Below are 24,280 nucleotides of genomic sequence, written 5' to 3' on the forward strand. Positions count from 1 at the left end.
CTCTCCCAGCCCGCCAAGGAACTACTGGCGGAGAAGGGATACGACCCCGTGCTCGGCGCGCGGCCGCTGCGCCGCACCATCCAGCGCGAGATCGAGGACACCCTCTCCGAGAAGATCCTCTTCGGTGAGCTGCGTCCGGGTCACATCGTGGTCGTGGACACCGAGGGCGAGGGCGAGACCAAGACCTTCACCTTCAGGGGCGAGGAGAAGTCGGCACTGCCCGACGTCCCGCCGATCGAGCAGGCGGCCGGTGGGGCTGGGCCCAACCTGAGCAAGGACGCGTAAGCCTTACCCGCCAGAAGGTACGCGCCAGAAGGGGCCGCCCCGGGACTTCGGTTCCGGGGCGGCCCCTTTTTGTTCGGCGCCGGTTCCTCAGCACCGCCACCGGGCCCGGCAGCAGCGTGAGTTGACCGCCCGGGCCCTGCGAGGAGCGGGCCCGTGCGGCGGGGATCAGGAGAGCTGGCCGTCGTAGTCCGGCAGCTTGTACGTCTTCTCGGCGTGGCCGCCCGAGAGGTCGGTGGCGCTGTTCCCGATGTTCGCGATGATCGTGTAGCCCTTGGACTCGACGTCGACGCGCTGGGCGGTCTTGTAGGCGGCGACGTCCTTGAACAGGTCGGTGAAGCTGCGGACGTAGAGGCCGGAGACCTCGTAGCCGACGTGCTCCAGGTTGTAGTCGGTCGCCGAGTAGATGATCCCGGGCCGTGCCGTCACGAAGAACAGGGCGACGCCGTGCTCCTGGGCGTACTCGGCGACGTCCAGGACCGGCTGGTTGGCCGGCTGCGGGTAGCTGAAGCCGAAGTCGGTCTCCAGGGTGGTGTTGTCGATGTCGAAGACGATGGCCTGCTTCTCGCCCGGCTTGGTGTTGGCTATTCGCTGCTTCAGGTAGGGCAGGGCCTGGTCCATCAGGGCCTGGCAGTCCTGCTGCCAGGTCGCGTAGTCGACGTCCGCGGCGGCGGTGGCGGTCGTGGAGGTGCTCGTGGTCGTCGTCGCGGCCTCGGCGGGGACGGCCAGCGCCACGAGGGCGGCTGCGGAGACGGCGATGACGGCTGCGCTGCGCGCCCAGGGGCGTCGTCGTGTCATGTGGGGGGTTCCTCTCACGTCCGGACGTTCTGTAGTTGTCGGGTGCATGTTCGTTGGTGAGGGTGGCGCGAGGGGAACCGTAGGGTTACTGGTTGGTAAGTGGCCAGAGACGTGCGTCACATGACGCGGTGTTTCAAAGATCGAGGATCTCGCGGCCCGGTGACATGCCGCACAGGCGATTTGTCCGTTACTAGGCGGAATAGTGGAAACCGCCATGCGGTCAAAGAGGACTAAAACGGGCTTTTGGTTGGGAACTCCCGTGCAAGGTTTGCCGTCTTGACGGGATTCATCCCTGATGGCGCTTCTGTCAATAAGCGGGAAGCTTTGGGGTCAAGTACTAGCTTTAGTCGTAGATCACTGTTTTGGGGCTTTATGGGGCTGCGGGTTACCAAGGGATGCCCCGTCCGGCGGACGCCAGTGCGTCGGACGGTTTCTCCGTCCCCGTCCCCATGAGGTTTTCGATGTCCCCGCGCGTCTCGTCCCGTTCTTCCCGTATATCCGCCCTCCGCACCCGTGCGGCCGTGCTGGCCACCGGCCTTGGAGTGTCGGTCGTGCTGGGGGCCGGGGTCGCGGCAGCCGCCGACACCGGCGCGACCACGGTCGCCGTCGCCAAGACCACCGCCAAGACCGCCGCCGCCAAGAAGGCCGCCTCCTGGGTCGACCCGGTGACGAAGTACACCCTGTCCGCGAGCTTCGCCCAGTCCGGCGGCATGTGGCAGTCCACCCACAGCGGGCAGGACTTCGCCGTGGCGAGCGGCACCAAGGTCGTCGCCGCGCACGGCGGCACCGTCGTCAAGGCGGGCGGCAACGGCGCCGGCGACGGCCCCGCGTACGGCAACGCCATCGTCATCAAGCACGGCAACGGGACGTACTCCCAGTACGCCCACCTCTCGCGCATCCAGGTGAACGTCGGTCAGGTCGTCAAGACCGGTCAGCGCATCGCCCTGTCCGGCAACACCGGCAACTCCAGCGGCCCGCACCTGCACTTCGAGATCCGTACGACCGCGAACTACGGGTCGGCCATCGACCCGGTCGCGTTCCTGCGCTCCAAGGGCGTGAAGGTCTGACAACTCCTGACGGAGTTCTAGGACTTCGCGGAGGACCCGCCGGTGCCCTGATGGGCCTGCGTCACCAGGCCCGTCGCGACCTCGAGGACCGCCTTGCGCTTGGCCTCGGGGTCGCCTTCGAGGTCCTGGAGGACGAACATCCCGGCGTGCATCGTGAAGATCGCACTGACGCAGCGGACCTGGTCGACCAGCTCCGCTTCCGGGTCGATGAGGATGTCGCGCATGCCGAGCATGCGGGTCTTGAAGGTCTCGCCGATGCGCAGTTCGCGTACGGTGGCCTGGTTCTCCTGCATGAAGCGGAACAGGGGCGCGGCGCCGGCCAGGGCGTCGCTGTAGCGCCGTACGATCTCCTGCTTCGTCTCCAGGGTGTGCGGCTGGCCCTTGCCCCAGTCGATCAGCTCCTCGATCGGCTGCGCCAGGTCCTCGAAGATGCTGACGAGGATCTCTTCCTTGGTCTTGAAGTGGTAGTAGAGCGCAGCCTTGGTGACGTCCAGGCGCTCGGCGATCTCGCGCAGCGAGGTCTTCTCGTAGCCCTGCTCGGCGAAGAGTTCGAGCGCGATGTCCTGGATGCGCTGGCGGGTGTTCCCGCGGCGCCGCTGCCTGGTGCCGTCCATGGTGCCGCCCATCGTCGCACTCCTCGTGCTTTCCAAGAACTTACTTGACGCCCGGCTAGTTGCGGGTCTACTTTCCCGAGTGTAGTCAACTAGCCGGGCGGCAAGTAAGTAGCCGGCCGGGGTAAGACCCAGGGGAGTGGGGAAACGATGGCGGACACGCAGACGGTCGAGACCGAGCCCGAGAAACAACCGAAGAGCGTCCGAGTGGTCCTGCTCGCGCTCATGATCACGATGATGCTCGCGATGCTCGACAACATGATCGTGGGCACCGCGATGCCGACGATCGTCGGCGAGCTCGGCGGACTCGAACACCTTTCGTGGGTCGTCACCGCGTACACCCTGGCGACCGCCGCCTCCACCCCGCTGTGGGGCAAGCTCGGCGACATGTACGGGCGCAAGGGCGCCTTCATGACCTCGATCGTGATCTTCCTGATCGGCTCCGCGCTCAGCGGCATGGCCCAGAACATGGGCGAACTGATCGGGTTCCGGGCCGTTCAGGGCCTCGGTGCCGGTGGCCTGATGGTCGGCGTCATGGCGATCATCGGTGATCTGATCCCGCCGCGGGAGCGTGGCAAGTACCAGGGCATGATGGCCGGCGTCATGGCGCTCGCGATGATCGGCGGTCCGCTGGTCGGCGGCACCATCACCGACAACTGGGGCTGGCGCTGGTCCTTCTACATCAACCTGCCGCTCGGTGTGGTCGCGCTCGCCGCGATCAGCGTCGTCCTTCACCTGCCGAAGAAGCGGGCGCAGGCGAGGATCGACTACCTGGGCGCCGGGCTGCTGACCGTCGGCATCACCGCCATCGTGCTCGTCACCACCTGGGGCGGCTCGGAGTACGCCTGGACGTCCGCGCGGATCATGGAGCTCATCGGGATCGGCGTCGCCTCGCTCATCGGATTCGTGTTCTGGCAGACCAGGGCCGCCGAGCCGGTCGTGCCGCTGCACATCTTCCGCAGCCGCAACTTCACCCTGATGTCGGTCATCGGCTTCATCACCGGCTTCGTGATGTTCGGCGCGACCCTCTTCCTGCCGCTGTACCAGCAGTCGGTTCAGGGCGCCTCCGCGACCAACTCCGGGCTGCTGCTCCTGCCGATGCTCGGCGCGATGCTCGTCACCTCGATGGTCGCGGGACGGGTCACCACGAACACCGGCAAGTACAAGGTCTTCCCGATCGTCGGCAGCGTCCTGATGGTCGTCGGGCTGTACCTGCTGTCCCTGATGGACACGGACACCTCGCGGTTCACGTCCGGTGTGTACATGGCCGTCGTCGGTCTCGGCATGGGCTGCCTGATGCAGATCACCATGCTCGTCGCGCAGAACAGCGTGGAGATGAAGGACATGGGCGTCGCGTCCTCGTCCACCACCCTCTTCCGTACCCTCGGCTCCTCGTTCGGCGTCGCGATCATGGGCGCCCTGTTCAACAACCGCGTCCAGGACGTCATGTCCGAGCGGGCCGGTGCGCTGGGCTCCAAGGTGACCGAGCAGTCCGCGCAGCTGGACGCGGCGAGCCTGGCGAAGCTGCCGGACGCGGTGAGCGATGCGTACAAGCACGCGGTGTCGGCCGGCACGCACTCGGCGTTCCTGCTGGGGGCCGCGGTGGCGGTGGTCGCGATGGTGGCGGCGTGGTTCGTGAAGGAGGTGCCGCTGAAGGGGGCGGGACCGAAGGCCGAGGGAGCGACGGAGGACGCTCCGGCGAAGCCGCCGGTGGTCGAGGCCGTCTGACCCGACAGTGACCGAAGGCCCCCGGACGGTGTCCGCCCCGGGGGCCTTCGCCGTGCCCGGTCCGATCCCGACGCGTTGTCAGTCCCCCGTGTCACCATCGGCCCATGGACAAGTTGCGGCAGTTGCGGCTGGCGAAGGACGCCATGGACCGTGACTGGGCCGACCCGGAGCTCGACCTGGAGGCGGTGGCCGCGCGGGCGGGCTACTCGCGGTACCACTTCATACGTGCCTTCCGCGAGGCGTACGGCGAGACACCCGGCCAGTACCTCACCCACCGCCGTATCGAGCGGGCGGAGGATCTGCTGCGGACCGCCAACCTGTCCGTGACCGAGATCTGCCACCTGGTGGGCTTCAGCAGCCTGGGCACGTTCTCGACCCGGTTCAAGGCATGGACCGGGCTGACGCCCAGCGAGTACCGGACGAAGCACGTGGGCCGCGGGGCCGCTCTCATACCCGGGTGCTACGCCATGCTCTGGGCGGGCGGGTTCCGCAGCGGCCCGGGCCGCCCACAGCGCAATTCCGGAGAAGCGGGCTGACGGCACCCTTGCCTACGGTGGGAGGACCAGCCGGAACCGACCGTCACCGACAGGAGCGCACCGTGATCAAGGGACTCAAGATCTCGACCGTCTGGGTACTCGACCAGGACCGGGCCAAGGAGTTCTACACACAGAAGTTGGGCCTGGAGGTCCGTACGGACATGACGATGGGCGAGGGCGGGATGCGCTGGCTCACCGTCGGTTCCCCGGAACAGCCCGACGTGGAGCTCACGCTGATGGTGCCGGGCACGTCGGCGATGGACCCCGAGTCCGCCGAGATGATCAAGAAGCTCGTGGCCAAGGGGGCGCTCGGCGCGGGCGTGCTGACCACCGACGACATCCACGGCGACTACAAGAAGCTCAAGGACCGGGGCGTGGAGTTCCTGCAGGAGCCGCAGGAGCGCCCCTACGGCACGGAGGCGCTCTTCCGCGACGACTCCGGGAACTGGTTCTCCTTCACACAGCCCCGTGAGGGCGGACTCGACATGGACCAGGACTGGTCCGGCTGAGCGGGCGGAAGCCCTGCCGCGAGGATCACGGCAGCATCGGATAGCTCCCCGTGTTCGTCGGCGCGTGCTCCGGCAGCCACAGCACCGCCACCGCCCCCTCCGCCGGAACCTCCTCCGGCGCGCCCGCCGGCCGTACGTTGCGGAAGGTCAGGCGGGCGCCGAGCACCCTGGCCTGCCCGGCCGCGATGGTCAGGCCCAGGCCGTGGCCGTGGCCGGCCCGGTCGGTGCTGCCGGTGCGGAAGCGGCTCGGGCCCTCGGCGAGGAGGTCCTCCGGGAAGCCGGGGCCGTGGTCGCGGACCCGGATGACCCGGCCCTCGACGCTGACCTCGATCGGCGGCTTGCCGTGCCGGGCGGCGTTGGCGAGCAGGTTGAACAGCACGCGCTCCAGGCGCCGCGGGTCGGTCGTGACCTCGGACTCGTGCACCACGCGGACCTCGATCGCGGGGTCCTTCGCCGCCACCCGCCGGCTGACGAACTCGCCCAGCATGATGTCCTGCAGCTCGGCCCGCTCGGAGGCACCGTCGAGGCGGGCCACCTCCAGTACGTCCTCGACGAGCGTGCGCATGGCCTTGGCCCGGTCGAGGACCAGTTCCGTGGGGCGGCCGGGCGGCAGCAGTTCGGCGGCCGTGAGCAGCCCGGTCACCGGGGTGCGCAGCTCGTGCGCGATGTCGGCGGTGACCCGGCGCTCAGCGTCCAGCCGCTGCTGCAACGCGTCCGCCATCGCGTCCACCGCGCTCGCCAGGTCGTCGGTCTCGTCCCGTACGACCCCGCCGATGGCGTCCCGCACCCGCACGTCCGACTCGCCGCCCGCGACCTGGTTCGCCGCGGCGGCCGCCTTGCGCAGCCGGCGCGACAACTGTCCGCCGATGAGCACGCCGAGCGCGCTGCCGCCGAAGACGACCGCGATGGAGCCGATCACCAGGGCCTGGTCGAGGTCGTTGAGGATGTCCGTGCTGCGGTCGGTGAACCCGGTGTGCAGCGACAGCACATGCCCGCCCTTGACCGGCACGGCGGCCCAGATGTCCGGTACGCCGTTCGGCCGGTCCGAGACGAAGGTGGCCCGGCGCCCCTGCTCGACCTTCATCCGCAGGGACGCCGGCAGGTCCGGGTCGTCGATCTTGATGTTGGGGAAGTTCGGCCGCTGGGCCACCTCGTAGTTGCGCTGCGCGATCTGGACGCGCTCGTCGGCCAGGTCGCGCGCGTTGTCCAGCATCGAGACCCGGGCCGCGTTGTGCACGACGAGGCTGAGCGTGATCGCCACCAGGGCGCCGACCAGCGCGATGGCCGCGCTCAGCTTCCATCTCAGTCCCGTACGAATGCCCGGAATCGTGTTGCCCGGGCGTCGAAGGTTCCCCCGCATACCCCTGCTCAGGCCTTCAACTTGTAGCCGAAGCCGCGGACCGTCTCGATCCGGTCCTGGCCGATCTTCGTACGCAGGCGCTGCACATGGACGTCGACGACCCGCGTGTCACCGCCCCAGCCGTAGTCCCACACCCGCTCCAGGAGTTTGTCGCGCGAGAGCACCGTGCCCGGCGCGGAGGAGAACTCGAGGAGGAGCCGCATCTCGGTGGGGGTGAGCGCCACCGGCTCTCCGGACCGGCGCACCTCCATGCCCTCGGTGTCGATCTCCAGTTCGCCGAAGGTCAGCAGTCCGCCGCCGGTCGCCGGGGCGCCGGAGTCGTCCGCACGGTCGCCGCCGCTCGCGTGTCCGAAGCGGCGCAGCACCGCGCGTATCCGGGCGACCAGGACCGCGCCGTCGAAGGGCTTGGTCACGTAGTCGTCGGCGCCCGCCTCCAGGCCCAGCACGACGTCGATCGAGTCGGCGCGCGCGGACAGCATGATCACCGGGACGGTCGACTCGTCACGGATGCGGCGGCACAGCGACACCCCGTCGAGGCCCGGGACCATGACGTCCAGCAGGGCGATGTCGGGGCGGTCCGCGCGGAACGCCTCCAGGCCCGACAGCCCGTCGGGCATGGCCGTGACCGCGAAGCCGTCCCGCTCCAGGGCGAGCTGGGTGGCCTCGCGGATGACGTCGTCGTCCTCGACGAACAGAACGTGGGTCTGGTCTGCCATCCGGTCGCTCTCTGCTCTCGGTCCTTGTGTCGTCTCGCTACCAGGTGATCGGTTCAGGCACCCCGATCGGTTCACACCGTCTTCGACGGGCGGCTCAGTTGTCCGGAACCGGCGTGGCATCGCCACCGACGGCGTTGCTGTACTCCGTGCGTGTCGTGTACTTCCGGACGAAGTGGTCCGCGCTCCAGACGTACGTGCTGACCTCCTCGGCGGACGGGCTCGACACCGGGTCGCTCTTCGCGTACACCTGCCGGGTCACCACCAGGGCGCCGCGGTCGATCTCCGCGTAGAGCGGGGGCTCCTCGGCCCCGAAGACATGATGGTAGGAACCGCCCTCTTCGTGATACACGTACGAGCCGATTCCGACCGCGTCACCGCAGGTCAGCACGTTGACGACGACGTCGTCGGACGGTCCTGAGGTCAGGTTGCCGTACGACACGTCGACGGGGTACTGGTCGCCCGCGCACGGCTTCAGCCCGCGCTTGACGTCCGCGGAGACCTTCGGATCGTCCTTGACGAGCCGCACCGCGTCCACACGCGCGGCCGTCGCGGAGGAAGCGGGCGAGGGCGAGGAGGCCACGCCCGCCACCGAGTCGGTGCGGGCCGGGCCCTCGTCACGGGCACCGGTGCCGCCGGTGCCGCAGGCGGACACGAAAAGGGTGAGGGCGGCGAGCACGGCCACTGCCGTGATCGCCGCCTGGAAGGTCCCCCGCGCCGGTGGTACGGATTCGGGCCGCAGGGGTTCACCGCCGTCGCAGCCCCCACCGGCCTCGCGCCCGATGCCACCGGCCGTCGTGCCTAGGCCGCGCAACGCTCCCGCTCCTCACGCTCCAGCGCGCGTGCGTCCAGGTCGCGGCTCTCCAGCTCCTCGCGGAGCCGGGCGAGCGCCCGGTGCAGCGTGCTCTTGACCGTTCCGGCCGACATACCGAGTGCGGCGGCCGTCTCCTCCGTGGACATCTGCTCCCAGTGTCGCAGCACGACGACGCTGCGCTGCTTGGGGGCGAGCACCTTCATGACGTCCATCAGCAGCGCGCGGTCCGCGTGCTGCTCGGTGGCGTCGTCGACGGAGGCGTCCGGGAGCTGCTCGGTCGGGACCTCCTCCAGCTTGCGGGCCCGCCACCACTCGGTACGCGTGTTGATCATCACCCGGCGCAGGTAGGCGTCGGCGAGCCGCTTGTCCGCGATGCCGTCCCAGCGGCCGTACGTCCGCACGAGCGCCGTCTGGAGCAGGTCCTGAGCGTCGACCGGGTCCGGGACCAGTCGGCGGGCGCTGCGCAGCAGCGCGTCCTGCCGGGTACGTACGTACTCCTCGAACTCGAGCACCTCGCCCTGCGCCATGATGACCGCCTCCCGCTCCCCGTTCCCGACCGGCCTGTTCGCCGTCGGATTCATTGCCTGTGGTGCCTGTCGGGCACGGAAATGAAGCTACGGAGGCGTTGTCACGGGGCTGTCCGAAGCAGCCTTCGGACAGCGATCGGCTGTCCGTCGGTTGTGTAACAGCAGTGAGAGAGGGGAAGGGAGTTGTGCCTGCTGGTGGCGGTATGGGGCGATTGGGTCTCGGGGTTACGTCAACGGCAGCCGATACAAACCACCCGGGAGTGGCTCCACCAGACCGTCCGCGACCAGACCGTCCAGCGCCCGGGCGCGCTGCACCGGCTCGTGCCACACCCGGTCGAGCGCCGCCTGCGGGACGGGAACGTGCGCCTCTCGCAGTACGGCCAGCAGCCTGCCGCGGACCTGGCGGTCGGTACCGGCGTACGTCTGTCCGCGGCGCGGCGGACCGTCGTGCTCCGGCTTGCCCGCGAGCCGCCAGGCGCACTGCGCGGCGATCGGGCAGCGCTGGCACGTCTCGTTCCTGGCCGTGCACACCAGCGCGCCGAGCTCCATGGACGCGGCGGCCCAGCGGGCGGCGATCCCCTCGTCCTCGGGCAACAGCGAGCGGGCCAGCTTGCGTTCGGCGGCGGTGGTGGCGTTCGGCGGGTACTGCACACCGGTCACGGCCCGCGCGAAGACCCGGCGGACATTGGTGTCGAGCACCGCGTGCCGCTGCCCGTACGCGAACGACGCCACGGCCGCGGCCGTGTACTCCCCGATGCCGGGCAGCGCGAGCAACTGCGCGTGCCCCGTCGGTACGTCGCCGCCGTGCCGTTCCGTTATGGCGACCGCCGCCCCGTGCAGGCGCAGGGCGCGGCGCGGATAGCCGAGCCGGCCCCAGGCGCGCACGGCCTCGCCGGGGGCCTCCGCGGCCAGGGAGGCGGGGCGCGGCCAGCGGGCCAGCCACTGCTCGTAGACGGGCAGGACGCGGTTCACGGGCGTCTGCTGCAGCATGAACTCACTGACCATCACCCCCCACGGACCGGCTTCGGGCCGCCGCCAGGGCAGGTCGCGGGCGTGCTCGTCGAACCAGTCGATGACAGGGGCGTGGAGCGGCTCGCCGAGGGCTTCGCCGACGGGGCTGTTCATGGGGTGCGGGGACTTCGTGGGCACAGTCATGGCCTTCCGATCCTGCCATGAGGGGGCGGTGCCTCGGGTGTATCGCCACCCCTGGGAGCCACCGGACCTGACGATCGACAGCAGTCGCGCCCTGCCCGTCGCTTGTAGCGTCGGGCGGATGGAACGCCCTCGTATCCGGCGCGCCTGCCTCCTGTGGGCGGCCCTCGCGCTGCCCGCACTCACCGCGGACGCCATCGGGCTGAACGAACCGCGTGCCTTCTGGCCGCAGATCGCCGGCCTGGGCGTGCTCGCCGCGGCGGTCGCGTCGGCCCGCCGGCACCCTGTTGCCGCCTTCGGACTGATGGCCGTACTGAGCCTGCTCACCGCGCCCGCCCTGTTCACCGTCTCCTACGGCCCGGCCCTCGGCGTCCTCGCCCTGTTGCTCGGCCTGCGCGCGGCCCGGGTGCTCCCGGCGGCCGTGCTGTTCGTCGCCGTCGGCTGCGTCGGCGCCGCGAAGGTCGCGCTCGTCGGGGTCGACCCGGCGGCGCAGTGGGTGGTCCTGACGGGCACGCTGCTGTTCGGCTGCGTCTTCCCGTGGCTCGGCGGCCGCTACTGGCGCCAGAGCCGTGAGCTGGCCGCGGCCGGCTGGACGCGCGCCGCCCGCCTCGAGGACGAGCAGCGCAGCGCCGAGGAGCGGGCGCGGCTGCGCGAACGGGCCCGCATCGCCCAGGACATGCACGACTCGCTCGGCCACGAGCTGAGCCTGATCGCCCTGCGCGCGGGCGCCCTCCAGGTCGCCCCCGACCTCCCCGAACGGCACCGCGGCGCCGCGGCCGACCTGCGCGCGGCCGCGGCCGACGCCACGGACCGGCTGCACCGCATCATCGGCGTCCTGCGCGAGGACGACGAGCCGGTGCCGCTGACCCCGGCGGGCGAGAGCGTCGAGCAGCTCGTCGCCCGTGCGGCCGAGTCGGGGCTGCCGGTGCGCTGGGAACCGACGGGGGGCGGTACGGCCGCACAGCCGGGCTCGGTCGCCGAACGCACCCTGCACCGGGTGGTGCGCGAGGCGCTGACCAACGCGGCCCGGCACGCGCCGGGCGCACCGGTGACCGTCGCGGCCGCGGGGGAGGCGGGTGGCACGACCGTCACCATCACCAACGGGCGGGCCACGCAGAAGAGTTCCCCGTCCGCCGGCGGCTCCGGTCTGCTCGGACTGCGCACCGCGGTCACCGCCTCCGGCGGCGACTTCGAGGCGGGCCCGCACGGCGAAGGCTTCCGGGTCCGGGCGTACGTCCCCGAACAATCGACGCCGAGGCCGCCGCGTACCGCCGCCCCCTCGGCCCCCTTCACCCGCGCCCGCCGCCGTGTCGCCGTGGCCGTCGGAGCCGCCGCCTGCGCGGGCGTCGTGCTGGTCGGCGGGGCCTTCGCCTGGTACGCGTACACGGAGACGCACTCGGTCCTGGAGCCCGCCGCGTACGCGAGGCTCGGCCTGGGCTCCACGGCTGCCGAGCTCGCGCCCGCGCTGCCGGACCGCACCGCCCGCGACGCCCCCGTCGAACGGGCGCCGGCGCCCCCGAAGGACACCGACTGCCGCTACTACCGGGCGAGCGGCGAACTCCTGGTCTCCGTCGACCACTTCAGACTGTGTTTCGACACCGGGGGACGCCTGGTCGCCAAGGACCTGATCCCCAGGGCAGGCCTGTCCGAGGACGCACACGAGGAGTTCGTACGGTGATCCGCGTACTGCTGGCCGACGACGAGGTGATGGTCCGCGCGGGCGTGCGGGCGATCCTGGGGAGCAGCGGGGAGACGGAGGTCGTCGCCGAGGCGGGCGACGGACGCGAGGCGGTCGAACTGGCCCGCGCCCACCGCCCGGACGTGGCCCTGCTCGACATCCGCATGCCCCGCCTGGACGGACTCGCCGCGGCGGAGGAGATCGTACGGACCGTCCCCGGCACGGCCGTCGCCATGCTCACCACGTTCTCCGAACAGGCCTACGTGGCCCGCGCACTCGGCGGCGGCGTCACCGGTTTCCTGCTCAAGTCCGGGGATCCGTACGAACTGATCGCGGGCGTAAGGGCGGTGGCGGGCGGCGGCGCGTTCCTCTCCCCGAAGGTCGCGCGGTACGTCGTCGACGGCCTCGGGGGAAGCGCCGGCCGACTGGGTCGCGAGGCCGCCGCACGCGCGCGCGTGCAGGAACTCAGCCCGCGCGAGCGGGAGGTGCTGGGCCTCGTCGGCGCGGGACTGTCCAACCCGGAGATCGCCGCCCGGCTGCACCTCGTCGAGGGCACGGTGAAGGCGTACGTGAGCTCGGTCCTCGACCGGCTGGGGGTGCGCAACCGGGTGCAGGCGGCGATCGTGGCGTACGAGGCGGGCCTGGTGGAGTCGTGAGGGTCAGTGGCGCAGGTCGTACGACGGGACCTGGGTGGGGCGGGGGCCCGGGCCGGTGAACCACCGTGCGGCGGCGGGCGCCGAGGGTGCGCGCATCGCCCCCGCGAGGCGCGTTGCAGGGCGACTGCACAGCCGTACGACCGCGAACGCGACGACCGCTCCGAGGGCCAGCCCCGCGGCCACGTCGTGCGGGTAGTGCACGCCGACGAAGACACGGGAGAAGGCCATCAGGAGGGCCAGCGGGGCCGTCAGCCTCAGGGCCGTGCGCCGGACCAGGGCCAGGGTGACGGCCGCGGCGCCCGCGATCGTGGCGTGATTGCTGGGGAAGGACCAGTCGCCGGGCGGTGGGCAGGCGGCGAGGGAAGAAGCCGCGTCGGTGACCGCGCGGCACGGCCGTTCCTCCGTGAAGCCGGACTTGAGCACCTCGCTGCAGAGGTACGCCACAGCCGTGGCCAGAGGTGCAAGGGACGCGATCGCGAACGCCTTGGTGGTGCCGTGCCGGGCCCGCCACCATGCCGTCGCGAACAGCACGACGAAGAGGAGGATCCCGGCCTCCGTCCATGTCTCGACGGTGTGTTGTACCCACGCAGGGGTGTCGTGGGCGGCATCGGTGATGTCGCGGTAGAGCTCGGTGTCCTCGAAGTCCATGGTCACGGACGGTAGGCGGCGGACCGATACCGTCACAGCTTGCGATCGTCGGGTGCCGCACCTGACGAAGGACAGGGGTGGAGCGGACGGTTCCGGGATGATGATCCGGAAAAGTTGTGGACCGGGCGGCGGGTGGGGCCGGCCAAGGCTCCGATCTCTCGTACAGTTTGCGCCGTGGGATCTCTGCGCAATCCGGTCGGGCCGCTTCCCTCCTCCATCTACTGGCGACGGAGGGCCGTACTGCTGTCTGTGATGACTCTGTTGGCGCTGCTGATCGCCTGGATCGTCTCCTCGGGCGGCGGCGGCAACAACGGTGCCGACGGATCCAACGACAAGAATCCCTCACCTTCGACGATCACCCCGGGGCCCTCCGGCTCCGGACCGGCGATCAGTCAGGCGCCGGGCGGGCGGGACGAGTCGAGCGGCGGTGACTCCGGCTCGGACGACGGGTCCGGAGACGGCTCGGGGGACGGTTCCGGTTCGGCCGCGGGCGCCGGCTCCGGTTCGGGTGGCTCCGGCGGGTCGGAGGGCTCCGTCGGCGGGACGGCCGGTGGCGGTACGGGCACCGGGGTCGGCCAGGGCGACACGCTCCCGGCGAGCTCCACCCTGCCCAACTGCACCGCGAGCGCCGTGAAGTTGACCGTGCGCAGCCTCCACAACGCGTACGAGCCCGGTCAGACGCCCACCCTGCTGCTGACCGCGACCAACTCCTCCGCCGGCGACTGCAAGGTCGATCTCGGTCCGAAGAACGCGGTGTTGACGATCACTCAGGCGGGCAGCGAAGACGCCTACTGGTCTTCCGCCGACTGCCCCAAGGCCTCCGGCAGTCTGGTCTTCCGTGCTGCTGCCGACAGCAGCATCACGTACACCGTGAAGTGGGACCGCAAGCCGAGTGCTCCGCAGTGTGCGACGCCTCCCGCGGGGTCGGCCGGAGCCGGGACGTACCTGGTGGAGGCGAAGACGCCGGGGTACGGGACGGTGCAGGCGTCGTTCGTGCTGGAGAACGACTAGGACGCCTGGCTGTGGGCAGTCGTTCCGCTCCCCCGCGGTGGGCACAGCCGTCAGCGCAAGGTGCCGTCCAAAGCGACGGCACCTATACGTAGCGCTCCAGGATCGAGGACTCCGCCAGCCTTGAGAGTCCCTCCCGCACGCTCCGCGCCCGCGCCTCGCCCACGCCGTCCACGGTCTGCAGGTCGTCCACGCTCGCGGCGAGCAGCTTCTGCAGTCCGCCGAAGTGGTCCACCAGCCGGTCGATGATCGCGCCCGGAAGCCTCGGCACCTTCGCCAGCAGCCGGAAGCCCCGCGGCGACACCGCCGAGTCCAGCGCCTCCGGCGACCCCGTGTAGCCCAACGCCCGTGCCACCGTGGACAGTTCCAACAGCTCGGCGTGAGAAAGCGCGTCGAGTTCGTACAGCGCCTCGTCGACCGTGCGGGAGCGCTTGGCCGTGGGCTCCGGGACGTAGTCCCGGACGACCAGCTCACGCTCGGGCTCGACGCCTGCGATCAACTCGTCCAGCTGCAGCGCGAGGAGACGCCCGTCCGTGCCGAGCTCGACCACGTACTCGGCGATCTCGGTGGCGATGCGGCGGACCATCTCCAGGCGCTGGGCCACGGCCGAGACGTCCCGGACGGTCACCAGGTCCTCGATCTCCAGCGCGGACAGCGTGCCCGCGACCTCGTCGAGGCGGAGCTTGTAGCGCTCCAGGGTCGCCAGGGCCTGGTTGGCACGGGACAGGATCGCCGCCGAGTCCTCCAGGACGCGGCGCTGCCCGTCGACGTACAGGGCGATCAGCCGCATCGACTGGGAGACCGAGACGACCGGGAAGCCGACCTGCTTGCTCACCCGGTCCGCGGTGCGGTGCCGGGTGCCCGTCTCCTCCGTCGGGATCGTCGGGTCGGGGAGCAGCTGGACGCCCGCCCGGAGGATCTTCGACAGGTCGGAGGACAGCACGATGCCTCCGTCGAGCTTGCACAGCTCCCGCAGTCGCGTCGCCGTGAACTCGACATCCAGGATGAAACCGCCCGTACACATCGATTCGACGGTCTTGTCGGAGCCGAGCAGGATGAGGCCGCCGGTGTTGCCGCGCAGGACCCGCTCAAGGCCGTCGCGCAGGGCCGTGCCGGGTGCCACGGCGCTCAGTGAGGCGCGCATGAGGCCATCGGCACCGGAACTCCCGCCGGACTTTCCGGGAGCTGCTGCCCGGTCGTTGGCTGCCACTGCACTCCTCCGGTCGCAGGTTCTGGGGCGCTCCCGTTTCGCACACTTGGTTCGTACGGACGGGCGAGACCTGGGCAAAGTCTACCGGCGGTCCTCCTCGTCCCGTGGGGCCTCTCGCCGACGCGAGCGCGGAAGGACCCTCAAGGCGTCCCCTATGTCCGCTACCTCCAGCACCTTCATGCCGGGCGGGACCTTGCCGGGATCGCCCGGAACGAGCGCGTGCGTGAAGCCCAGACGGTGCGCTTCGGAGAGCCGGCGCTGCACGCCCGTGACCCGTCTGACCTCGCCCGCGAGGCCGACTTCGCCGATCGCGACGAGGTTCTTGGGCAGGGGGGTGTCGCTGGCCGCCGACGCCAGGGCGAGGGCGATGGCGAGGTCCGCGGCGGGCTCCGACAACTTCACACCGCCGACCGTCGCGGAGTAGATGTCCCGTTTGCCCAGGGCGCTGATCCGGCCGCGCTGTTCCAGGACGGCCAGCATCATCGAGACACGGGAGGTCTCCAGCCCGGACGTGGTCCGCCTGGGGGAGGGGATCTGGGAGTCGACGGTGAGCGCCTGGACCTCGGCGACCAGCGGGCGGCGGCCCTCCAGGGTGACGGTCAGGCAGGTGCCGGGCACCGGCTCGGCCCGGCGGGTCAGGAACAGGCCGCTCGGGTCGGCGAGGCCGGTGATGCCCTCGTCGTGCAGCTCGAAGCAGCCGACCTCGTCCGTGGTGCCGTAGCGGTTCTTGACGCCTCGTACGAGACGCAGGCGCGCGTGCCGGTCGCCCTCGAAACTCAGCACGACGTCCACGAGGTGCTCCAGCAGGCGCGGGCCGGCGATCGCGCCGTCCTTGGTGACATGGCCCACAAGGAGGGTGGACATGCCGCGCTCCTTGGAGGCGCGGATCAGGGCGCCCGCGACCTCGCGCACCTGGGACATGCCGCCGGGGGCGCCGTCGATCTCCGGGGAGGCGACCGTCTGCACGGAGTCGAGGATCAGCAGGGACGGCTTCACCGCGTCCAAGTGGCCGAGCACGGCGGCCAGGTCGGTCTCGGCGGCGAGATACAGGTGGTCGTCGATGGCCTTGATGCGGTCGGCGCGCAGCCGGACCTGGCTCGCCGACTCCTCGCCGGTCACATAGAGAGTGCGGTGCTCGTCGCTCGCCGACTTGGCCGCCACGTCGAGCAGCAGCGTCGACTTGCCGACGCCGGGCTCGCCCGCGACCAGGACCACCGCGCCGGGCACCAGACCGCCGCCGAGCACCCGGTCCAGCTCGGGCACGCCGGTGGAGCGGGCCGTGGCCTGTCGGCCGTCGACCTGGCCGATGGGGACGGCGGAGGTGGTGACGCGGCCCGGTGCCGTCGTACGGACCGCGGGCGCGCCGTACTCCTCGATCGTCCCCCAGGCCTGGCATTCGGGGCAGCGGCCGAGCCACTTGGCCGTCTGCCAGCCGCACTCGGTGCAGCGGTAGGACGGGCGCTCCTTGGCGGACTTCGTACGGGCAGCCATGCACGAACCGTAACCGCCGCCACTGACAACCCGGCCCGCGGCCGACGGAGGCGGCCCGGACGCCCGTCCCTCACCTCGCCGTGCACCCTCTGGAACCGGCCACCGCCGTCGGGAACAAGCCACGGAATGGGTCCTTCCTGTCCCCCATTGAGGGATCGTTTCACCCGTACGGATTAAATGTGCTCAAGGGTGCCTAAGGGCCCAACTCCCGCCGCCTACGGTCCACGGGTGATGAGCAGCAGTCCGCAGACCTCGACCCGCACCACCGGCGCACACCGGGCGCACCGGGAGGGGCGCGACCGCGCGGCGGCGCGCACGCTGGCGCAGCGCCCGCCCGCGCGCTACGAGCCCTATCTGGATGGCCTGTTCACCTACTGCCTGTCCGTGCTGTGCGAACACGACACCGCGACCGAGGCCCTGGGTGACGTCCTGGCCCTGGCCGACAAGCGCCGCGGCCCGGACGCGGCAGGCGACCGCCGGGCCTGGCTGTACGCGCTGGCCCGCTGGGCCTGTCTGCGCAAGCTGACCGAGGCCAAGCAGAAACGTCAGGCCACCCACGCGGCGGGCCGCGTCGGCGTCGAGCGCCGCCCCTCCCCGACCCCGCCGGTCTCCGAGGAGACGCAGGAGCAGCGCCGGCGCGAACTGGCCCTGCTCGCCTGGCCGGAGGCCGCCGGCACCACCCCGGAGCAGCGCGAGGCGCTCGAACTCGCCGTGCGCCACCATCTCGCCGCCCACGAGCTCGCCGCCGTCCTCGGCATGGACCTGACCGCCGCCCGCGAACTGCTCGCCTCCGCCGCCTGCGAGGTCGAGCGCACGCGCGCGGCCCTCGCCGTCGTCGAGACCGGCGGCTGCCCGGGCGTGGCCCGGCTCACCGGTGACAACCAGCTGGTGCTCAGTGCCGCCGTGCGCCGCGAGCTCGTCCGGCACGTCGACGACTGCCCGCGCTGTCGCCGTACGGCCGAGCGGGCGGTCCCCGGCCGCTGGCCCGGTGCCGCCGTCACCCCCGCCGAGCTGCCCGTCCTGGAAGCACCCCGCACGGCCCTGCACGTCGCCATGGCGCACCTCCCGCGCGCGCGGGGCGCCACCGCGCCCCGCTTCGACCGGCGCGGCTTCCCGATGGACCCCAAGGACCGGGCCGCCCGAAGGGACCGCCTACGCGCGCGTGCCGTCACGACGACCGTCGTCGCCACCGTCGTCGCCGCACCCGTGCTCGCCCTCTGGGCCGCCTACCGGGGCGCCCCGACCGGCGAGAGTCCGGGCGGTGCCGCCAGCGCCAGCGAGGCGCACGGCCCCGACTTCCTCGACGGCGAGTCGGCGACCGGCGGCTACGAGAACGCCGGCAACGCCAGCACCCGCCCCGGCGGCCGCTTCACCAAGGGCGACAAGCCCGACGTGTCCGTGGCGGTCATCAGCGTCGCCGGCGCCGGCAAGAAGGGCGCCGGGCATCTGGAGGTGACCGCCGACAACACCGGCGACACCACGCTGATCACCCTCGACGCGAGCGGTTCCGCGCCGGTGCGCTGGTCCGCGAACACCGGAGCCTCCTGGCTCTACCTCAGCCGGTCGTCCGGAACACTCGAACCGGGCGAATCGTTGACGATCAAGGTGTACGTCGACCATCTGCGCGAGCCGTCCGGCTACTGGACGGCGCGCGTGGCGGTCTCACCGGCCGGCGCCATCGTCTCCATCGAGGGCTACGGCACCGCACCCAGCCCCTCCGCCCCGGCCCCCGGTCCCGGCCGACCCAGCGACCTGCCCCCGTCCGATCCCGACCCGACCCCGACGACCCCGGAACCCTCGGACCCCGCCCCGAGCGACCCGCCCTCCTCGCCCGAGCCGGATCCCACGCCCACCGACGCCGCCTCGTCCGACCCGGAGGACTCGAAGCCACCGCCCGGCGGCGGCCCGAGTCCGTCCACGTCGTAGGCCGTAAGGGCCCAAAGCTTTGTCAGCCGACGGGGTCCGCCGGATGCGGCGCCAGCAGCGGCAGCTGCGAGGCCAGCCGCTCCTCGCACAGCTCGACCAGGCGGTCGTAGCCCGCCTTGCCCATCAGCTCGACCAACTCCGGCCGGTAGGAGACGTACACCGGGTCACCCGCGCCGTGCGCCGAGGTCGCCGATGTGCACCACCAGTGCAGGTCGTGGCCGCCCGGGCCCCAGCCCCGGCGGTCGTACTCACCGATCGACACCTGGAGCACGCGCGTGTCGTCGGGCCGGTCGATCCAGTCGTACGTCCGCCGCACCGGCAGCTGCCAGCAGACGTCCGGCTTGGTCTCCAGCGGCTCGCGGCCCTCCTTCAGGGCGAGGATGTGCAGCGAGCAGCCCGCGCCGCCCGCGAACCCCGGCCGGTTCTGGAAGATGCAGGAGCCCTGGTGAGGGCGGGTCTGGCGGTCGCCGTCCTCGTCCTCCGAGACCCAGCCGTTGCGCGTGCCCTCGTCGTGGTACTGCCAGATATCCGGCGTGAGCCTGGCCACATGGCCGGCGACCCGCTTCTCGTCGTCCTCGTCGGAGAAGTGGGCGCCCAGAGTGCAGCACCCGTCGTCCGCGCGGCCCGCCTGGATGCCCTGGCAGCCACTGCCGAAGATGCAGTTCCACCGAGAGGTCAGCCATGTCAGATCGCAGCGGAAGACCTGCTCGTCGTCCGCCGGATCAGGGAATTCCACCCATGCGCGCGCGAAGTCGAGCCCCTTCTCGTCGCCTGCCGGGGCCTGCTTCGACTTCTTCGGTGCTTTCGCCTGCGAAGAACCCTTGGCTGTTTTGGCCGTCTTGTCACTCTTCGCCTTTTTCGTCTTTGGCACCCGTCCAGGGTAAGTCGCCCGAGGACGGTCCAGGGACAGGTCCGAGGGCGGCGCCGGGGGCAGTGCACGGTTCGGCTGGCAGTAGCGTTCCGTACATGAGACTCGGTGTCCTCGACGTGGGATCGAACACGGTGCATCTGCTGGTGGTGGACGCGCACCCGGGCGCGCACCCCCTGCCCGCGCACTCGCACAAGGCGGAGCTGCGCCTTGCCCAACTCCTCGACGGGGACGGAGCCATCGGACCCGAAGGGGTCGAGAAACTCGTCGGGGTCATCCAGGACGCGCTCCAGGCCGCCGAGGACAAGGGCGTCGAGGACGTGCTGCCGTTCGCGACCTCCGCCGTGCGCGAGGCCAGCAACGCGGACGACGTCCTCGCGCGCGTGCAGGCCGAGACCGGTGTCGACCTCCAGGTCCTCACCGGCGCCGAGGAGGCCCGGCTCACCTTCCTCGCCGCCCGCCGCTGGTTCGGCTGGTCCGCGGGCAAACTGCTCGTCCTCGACATCGGCGGCGGCTCCCTGGAGATCGCGTACGGCATGGACGAGGAGCCCGACGCGGCCGTCTCGCTGCCCCTCGGCGCGGGCCGCCTCACCGCGGGCTGGCTCCCCGGCGACCCCCCGGACCCCGAGGCGATAAGGGCCCTGCGGCGGCACGTCCGCGCCCAGATCGCCCGCTCGGTCGGCGAGTTCACCCGCCTCGGCGCCCCCGACCACGTCGTCGCCACGTCCAAGACCTTCAAGCAACTGGCCCGCCTGGCCGGCGCCGCCCGCTCCACGGAGGGCCTCTACGTCCAGCGCGAACTCAAGCGCGAGTCCCTGGAGGCCTGGGTTCCCCGGCTCGCCGGCATGACGACCGCCGAGCGGGCCGACCTCCCCGGAGTCTCCGAGGGCCGCGCGAGCCAGCTCCTCGCGGGCGCGTTGGTGGCCGAGGGGGCGATGGACCTGTTCGGCGTGGAGAGCGCGGAGATCTGCCCGTGGGCGCTGCGGGAGGGCGTGATCCTGCGCAGACTGGATCACATGGGGTCGGCATAGGGCGTCGGAGGCGCGGGACCGTCCGGTGTGCGGCTTCGCCGCGTGGGTGGGACAAGCCACCCGCACCCGCACCCGCCTATGGCGAACAACACAACGGCGAAGAGGCACCCCGCACCCACCCGACCGCACCCCGTAATCTGTCCCCCATGGCAGAGCCAGTCGTACGCATCCCGGATGCGAAGGTCGCCCTGTCCACGGCCTCCGTCTATCCGGAGTCGACGGCGACCGCCTTCGAGATCGCCGCGCGCCTCGGTTACGACGGCGTCGAGGTCATGGTGTGGACCGACCCCGTCAGCCAGGACATCCAGGCGCTGCGCAGACTCAGCGACTACCACCGCATCCCGATCCTCGCGGTGCACGCCCCCTGCCTGCTCATCACGCAGCGCGTGTGGTCCACCGACCCCTGGACCAAGCTCCAGCGCGCCCAGGCGGCCGCCGAGAAGCTCGGCGCGAGCACGGTCGTCGTGCACCCGCCCTTCCGCTGGCAGCGCCAGTACGCCCGTGACTTCGTCACCGGGATCTGGCGCATGGCGAACGAGACGGACGTACGGTTCGCCGTCGAGAACATGTACCCCTGGCGCTACCGCGACCGCGAGATGCTCGCCTACGCGCCCGACTGGGACGTGACGAAGGAGGACTACCGTCACTTCACGATCGATCTCAGTCATGCGGCCACGGCCCGTTCCGACGCCATCCAGATGATCGACCGCATGGCCGACCGGCTCGGCCACGTCCACCTCGCGGACGGCCGGGGTTCGGCGAAGGACGAGCACCTCGTCCCGGGCCGCGGCAACCAGCCCTGCGCCGAGGTGCTGGAACGTCTGGCTCTGACCGGCTTCGACGGCCATGTCGTCATCGAGGTCAACACCCGGCGGGCCATGTCCAGCGCCGAACGTGAGGCCGACCTCGCCGAGGCCCTGGCCTTCACGCGGCTGCACCTGGCCTCGGCGGCGAAGGTGCCCCGCCCGTGAGCGACGTCACCGCACGCAAGCGGGGCCGCCGCCGTCGTACGGAATCGGCCGACACCCGCGACCGCATCCTGGCCGTGGCCCGCGAGGAGTTCTCCGAGCGGGGCTACGAGCGGACGTCCGTACGCGGCATCGCCAAGGCGGCCGGCGTCGACTCGGCCCTGGTCCACCACTACTTCGGCACCAAGGAGCAGGTCTTCGAGGCGGCCATCGAGGTCGCCATCGCTCCTGTCCTCAGGGTGCGTGACGTGGTCCTCGACGGCCCCGTGGACACCGTCGGAGAGCGTCTGACCCGCATGATGTTCGGTCTCTGGGAGAACCCGGTGACCCGGACGCCGCTGCTCGCGATCGTCCGTTCGGCGGTGAACAACGACATCGCGGCCACCGTCTTCCGCCGCCTGGTCTCCGTACAGCTGCTGCGCCGCATCGCGGGCGAGCTCGAGGCCCCCGACGCGGAACTGCGCGCCGAGCTGGCGGCCGCGCAGCTGGTCGGCACCGCCATGCTCCGGTATGTGATCAAGGTGGAGCCGCTGGCGTCGGCGGACGTGGAGGACATCATCGCGCGGCTGGCGCCGGTGGTGCAGGGGCATCTGACCAACCCCTAGTGACCGTGCCCCCGGCAAAGGTGAGACGTGCATCCCGCATTCCGGACAGGCCGTCCGCCCCCTGGACGACCGGCGTAGGCTCGTTAGCAGTCAGAAGTCTCTGATCGCAGTCTCTGCAGTCCCGAAGGAGCGAGCGACGATGCCCGAGCTGAGGTCCCGCACAGTCACCCACGGCCGCAACATGGCGGGCGCCCGCGCCCTTATGCGCGCCTCCGGTGTACCCGGTGCGGACATCGGCCGCAAGCCGATCATCGCGGTCGCCAACAGCTTCACGGAGTTCGTGCCGGGCCACACCCACCTGCAGCCGGTCGGCCGGATCGTCAGCGAAGCCATCACGGCGGCCGGCGGCATCCCGCGCGAGTTCAACACGATCGCGGTGGACGACGGCATCGCGATGGGCCACGGAGGAATGCTCTACAGCCTCCCCTCCCGCGACCTGATCGCGGACAGCGTGGAGTACATGGTCGAGGCGCACTGCGCCGACGCCCTGGTCTGCATCTCCAACTGCGACAAGATCACTCCGGGCATGCTCAACGCGGCCCTGCGGCTGAACATCCCGACGGTCTTCGTCTCCGGCGGCCCGATGGAGTCCGGCCGCGCCACCCTCGTCGACGGCACGGTCCGCACGCTCGACCTGGTCGACGCGATGTCCGAGGCCGTGAACGAAAAGATCTCGGACGAGGACATCCTCCGTATCGAGGAGAACGCCTGCCCGACCTGCGGCAGCTGTTCCGGCATGTTCACCGCCAACTCGATGAACTGCCTCACCGAGGCCATCGGCCTCTCGCTCCCCGGCAACGGCTCGGTCCTGGCCACGCACACGGCCCGCAAGCAGCTGTACGTCGACGCCGCGCGCACGGTCATGGACATCACCAAGCGCTACTACGAGCAGGACGACGAGACGGTCCTGCCCCGCAACATCGCCACCGTCGCGGCCTTCGAGAACGCGATGGCCCTGGACATCGCCATGGGCGGCTCGACCAACACGATCCTGCACCTGCTGGCGGCGGCCCAGGAGGCGGGTGTCCCGTTCGGCCTGGAGGAGATCAACGAGGTCTCGCGCCGGGTGCCCTGCCTCGCCAAGGTCGCCCCGAACGTCGCGAAGAACCGCACGTACTACATGGAGGACGTGCACCGCGCCGGCGGCATCCCCGCCCTCCTCGGCGAACTGCACCGCGCGGGCCTGCTGAGGGAGGACGTGCACTCGGTCCACAGCCCGTCCCTGTCGGACTGGCTGAAGACCTGGGACGTCCGCGGGGGCTCCCCGTCCCCCGAGGCCCTGGAACTGTGGCACGCGGCCCCCGGCTGCGTCCGTTCCGCCGAGGCCTTCTCCCAGTCCGAGCGCTGGGAGGCCCTGGACGAGGACGCCGAGGGCGGCTGCATCCGCAGCGCCGAGCACGCGTACTCGAAGGACGGCGGCCTGGCGGTCCTCAAGGGCAACCTGGCCGTGGACGGCTGCGTGGTCAAGACGGCTGGCGTCGACGAGTCGATCTGGACCTTCGAGGGCCCGGCGGTCGTCTGCGAGTCGCAGGAAGAGGCCGTCGAGAAGATCCTCAACAAGCAGGTGACCGACGGCGACGTCGTCGTCATCCGCTACGAGGGCCCCAAGGGCGGCCCCGGCATGCAGGAGATGCTCTACCCGACGTCCTTCCTCAAGGGCCGCGGCCTCGGCAAGACCTGCGCCCTGATCACCGACGGCCGCTTCTCCGGCGGTACCTCGGGCCTGTCGATCGGTCACGCGTCGCCGGAGGCGGCGTCCGGCGGCACGATCGCCCTCGTCGAGGACGGCGACCGCATCCGCATCGACATCCCGGGCCGCACGATCGAGCTCCTGGTGGACGAGACCGAACTGTCTCGGCGTGAGCAGGCCTTGGGCGGCGTCTACGCCCCGAAGAACCGCGAGCGCAAGGTGTCGGCCGCGCTGCGGGCGTACGCCGCGATGGCCACGAGCGCGGACAAGGGCGCGGTGCGGGACGTCAGCATGCTGGGCTGAGGGCTTGTTTGCGGGGGCCGTCTCTTCGGGGGCGGCCCCTTCTTCTTGGGTGCGACCAGTTCTTCTTGGGTGCGGCCAGTTCTTCTCGGGTGCTACCAGTT

At 71.1% G+C, this 24,280-nt stretch carries 23 protein-coding genes and 1 pseudogene; 13 read left to right on the top strand and 11 right to left on the bottom strand.

The genetic code is table 11. From position 1 onward, the window contains the following. Window positions 1–285 (top strand): annotated as a pseudogene (locus tag ADK57_RS43980) (NDP-hexose 4-ketoreductase); the annotation flags it as partial. A gap of 165 nt (window positions 286–450) precedes the next feature. Here ADK57_RS43980 and ADK57_RS43985 read toward each other — a convergent pair. Next, complete coding sequence (locus ADK57_RS43985; protein ID WP_053755384.1) at window positions 451–1,080, bottom strand: HAD family acid phosphatase; 630 nt, start codon at window positions 1,078–1,080, stop codon at window positions 451–453. Window positions 1,081–1,541: 461 nt separating this feature from the next. Between ADK57_RS43985 and ADK57_RS43990 the strand changes: the two genes are divergently transcribed. After that, window positions 1,542–2,147: a M23 family metallopeptidase gene (locus tag ADK57_RS43990; RefSeq protein ID WP_053755385.1), complete on the top strand. Its 606-nt coding sequence runs from the start codon at window positions 1,542–1,544 to the stop codon at window positions 2,145–2,147. A 17-nt stretch (window positions 2,148–2,164) separates the two neighbouring features. On the opposite strand, the gene ADK57_RS43995 is transcribed toward ADK57_RS43990, so the two are convergent. After that, a complete protein-coding gene (locus tag ADK57_RS43995; RefSeq protein ID WP_053755386.1) occupies window positions 2,165–2,773 on the bottom strand; it encodes a TetR/AcrR family transcriptional regulator in 609 nt (202 codons plus the stop codon). Window positions 2,774–2,908: 135 nt separating this feature from the next. Here ADK57_RS43995 and ADK57_RS44000 point away from each other — a divergent pair, with 135 nt between their 5' ends. The 3 genes from ADK57_RS44000 (at window position 2,909) to ADK57_RS44010 (ending at window position 5,531) form a co-directional block, all read left to right on the top strand. Further along, window positions 2,909–4,486 (top strand): MDR family MFS transporter, encoded by a 1,578-nt coding sequence (locus ADK57_RS44000; protein ID WP_053755387.1) that lies wholly within the window; start codon window positions 2,909–2,911, stop codon window positions 4,484–4,486. A 104-nt stretch (window positions 4,487–4,590) separates the two neighbouring features. Next, window positions 4,591–5,022 carry a helix-turn-helix transcriptional regulator gene (locus ADK57_RS44005; protein WP_053755388.1) on the top strand — a complete coding sequence of 144 codons (432 nt, stop codon included), beginning with the start codon at window positions 4,591–4,593 and terminating at the stop codon, window positions 5,020–5,022. A gap of 62 nt (window positions 5,023–5,084) precedes the next feature. After that, on the top strand, window positions 5,085–5,531 hold the full coding sequence (locus ADK57_RS44010) for a VOC family protein (protein ID WP_053755389.1): 447 nt from the start codon (window positions 5,085–5,087) through the stop codon (window positions 5,529–5,531). Between the two features lie 25 nt (window positions 5,532–5,556). Here ADK57_RS44010 and cseC read toward each other — a convergent pair whose 3' ends face one another. The 5 genes from cseC to ADK57_RS44035 all read right to left on the bottom strand — a co-directional run bounded on the left by cseC (window position 5,557) and on the right by ADK57_RS44035 (window position 10,100). Next, window positions 5,557–6,891 carry a two-component system sensor histidine kinase CseC gene (cseC, locus tag ADK57_RS44015; RefSeq protein WP_053755390.1) on the bottom strand — a complete coding sequence of 445 codons (1,335 nt, stop codon included), beginning with the start codon at window positions 6,889–6,891 and terminating at the stop codon, window positions 5,557–5,559. Between the two features lie 8 nt (window positions 6,892–6,899). Further along, window positions 6,900–7,607, bottom strand: a complete 708-nt coding sequence (gene cseB, locus ADK57_RS44020; RefSeq protein ID WP_053755391.1) for a two-component system response regulator CseB — start codon at window positions 7,605–7,607, stop codon at window positions 6,900–6,902. Between the two features lie 94 nt (window positions 7,608–7,701). After that, complete coding sequence (locus ADK57_RS44025) at window positions 7,702–8,346, bottom strand: hypothetical protein (protein ID WP_053755414.1); 645 nt, start codon at window positions 8,344–8,346, stop codon at window positions 7,702–7,704. Window positions 8,347–8,405: 59 nt separating this feature from the next. Continuing rightward, window positions 8,406–8,945 (bottom strand): SigE family RNA polymerase sigma factor, encoded by a 540-nt coding sequence (locus tag ADK57_RS44030; RefSeq protein ID WP_053755415.1) that lies wholly within the window; start codon window positions 8,943–8,945, stop codon window positions 8,406–8,408. Between the two features lie 225 nt (window positions 8,946–9,170). Further along, on the bottom strand, window positions 9,171–10,100 hold the full coding sequence (locus tag ADK57_RS44035; RefSeq protein ID WP_053755392.1) for an A/G-specific adenine glycosylase: 930 nt from the start codon (window positions 10,098–10,100) through the stop codon (window positions 9,171–9,173). 118 nt (window positions 10,101–10,218) lie between these two features. Between ADK57_RS44035 and ADK57_RS44040 the strand changes: the two genes are divergently transcribed. Both ADK57_RS44040 and ADK57_RS44045 read left to right on the top strand, forming a co-directional pair. Next, window positions 10,219–11,775, top strand: a complete 1,557-nt coding sequence (locus tag ADK57_RS44040) for a sensor histidine kinase (RefSeq protein WP_053755393.1) — start codon at window positions 10,219–10,221, stop codon at window positions 11,773–11,775. Further along, window positions 11,772–12,431, top strand: coding sequence for a response regulator (locus ADK57_RS44045; protein WP_053755394.1), 660 nt, complete (start codon window positions 11,772–11,774; stop codon window positions 12,429–12,431). Before ADK57_RS44040 ends, ADK57_RS44045 begins: the two co-directional genes overlap by 4 nt. 3 nt (window positions 12,432–12,434) lie before the next feature. On the opposite strand, the gene ADK57_RS44050 is transcribed toward ADK57_RS44045, so the two are convergent. Beyond that, complete coding sequence (locus ADK57_RS44050) at window positions 12,435–13,079, bottom strand: phosphatase PAP2 family protein (RefSeq protein WP_199830809.1); 645 nt, start codon at window positions 13,077–13,079, stop codon at window positions 12,435–12,437. Between the two features lie 174 nt (window positions 13,080–13,253). Here ADK57_RS44050 and ADK57_RS44055 point away from each other — a divergent pair, with 174 nt between their 5' ends. Continuing rightward, window positions 13,254–14,090 (top strand): hypothetical protein, encoded by an 837-nt coding sequence (locus ADK57_RS44055; protein WP_078973673.1) that lies wholly within the window; start codon window positions 13,254–13,256, stop codon window positions 14,088–14,090. 82 nt (window positions 14,091–14,172) lie between these two features. On the opposite strand, the gene disA is transcribed toward ADK57_RS44055, so the two are convergent. Together disA and radA are read right to left on the bottom strand one after the other, a co-directional pair. Continuing rightward, window positions 14,173–15,297 (bottom strand): DNA integrity scanning diadenylate cyclase DisA, encoded by a 1,125-nt coding sequence (gene disA, locus ADK57_RS44060; RefSeq protein WP_053755397.1) that lies wholly within the window; start codon window positions 15,295–15,297, stop codon window positions 14,173–14,175. Between the two features lie 81 nt (window positions 15,298–15,378). Then, a complete protein-coding gene (radA, locus tag ADK57_RS44065) occupies window positions 15,379–16,788 on the bottom strand; it encodes a DNA repair protein RadA (protein WP_053755398.1) in 1,410 nt (469 codons plus the stop codon). A gap of 231 nt (window positions 16,789–17,019) precedes the next feature. Between radA and ADK57_RS44070 the strand changes: the two genes are divergently transcribed. Continuing rightward, window positions 17,020–18,714, top strand: a complete 1,695-nt coding sequence (locus ADK57_RS44070) for a BACON domain-containing protein (protein ID WP_420711977.1) — start codon at window positions 17,020–17,022, stop codon at window positions 18,712–18,714. Window positions 18,715–18,736: 22 nt separating this feature from the next. Here ADK57_RS44070 and ADK57_RS44075 read toward each other — a convergent pair whose 3' ends face one another. Further along, window positions 18,737–19,585: a hypothetical protein gene (locus ADK57_RS44075; protein WP_053755400.1), complete on the bottom strand. Its 849-nt coding sequence runs from the start codon at window positions 19,583–19,585 to the stop codon at window positions 18,737–18,739. Window positions 19,586–19,680: 95 nt separating this feature from the next. On the opposite strand from ADK57_RS44075, the gene ADK57_RS44080 reads away from it, so the two are divergent. From ADK57_RS44080 to ilvD, 4 genes are all read left to right on the top strand, one after another. Next, window positions 19,681–20,613 carry a Ppx/GppA phosphatase family protein gene (locus tag ADK57_RS44080; RefSeq protein ID WP_053755401.1) on the top strand — a complete coding sequence of 311 codons (933 nt, stop codon included), beginning with the start codon at window positions 19,681–19,683 and terminating at the stop codon, window positions 20,611–20,613. 146 nt (window positions 20,614–20,759) lie between these two features. Next, window positions 20,760–21,584, top strand: a complete 825-nt coding sequence (locus tag ADK57_RS44085) for a sugar phosphate isomerase/epimerase family protein (protein WP_053755402.1) — start codon at window positions 20,760–20,762, stop codon at window positions 21,582–21,584. Continuing rightward, the gene (locus ADK57_RS44090) at window positions 21,581–22,186 is read left to right on the top strand and encodes a TetR/AcrR family transcriptional regulator (protein WP_053755403.1); all 606 of its coding nucleotides are present in this window, start codon (window positions 21,581–21,583) and stop codon (window positions 22,184–22,186) included. The genes ADK57_RS44085 and ADK57_RS44090 overlap by 4 nt, the downstream gene beginning before the upstream one ends. A 139-nt stretch (window positions 22,187–22,325) precedes the next feature. After that, complete coding sequence (ilvD, locus tag ADK57_RS44095) at window positions 22,326–24,179, top strand: dihydroxy-acid dehydratase (protein ID WP_053755404.1); 1,854 nt, start codon at window positions 22,326–22,328, stop codon at window positions 24,177–24,179. Window positions 24,180–24,280: the final 101 nt, after the last annotated feature.

Source organism: Streptomyces sp. MMG1533 (genome assembly GCF_001279775.1).
Classification (GTDB): Bacteria; Actinomycetota; Actinomycetes; order Streptomycetales; family Streptomycetaceae; genus Streptomyces.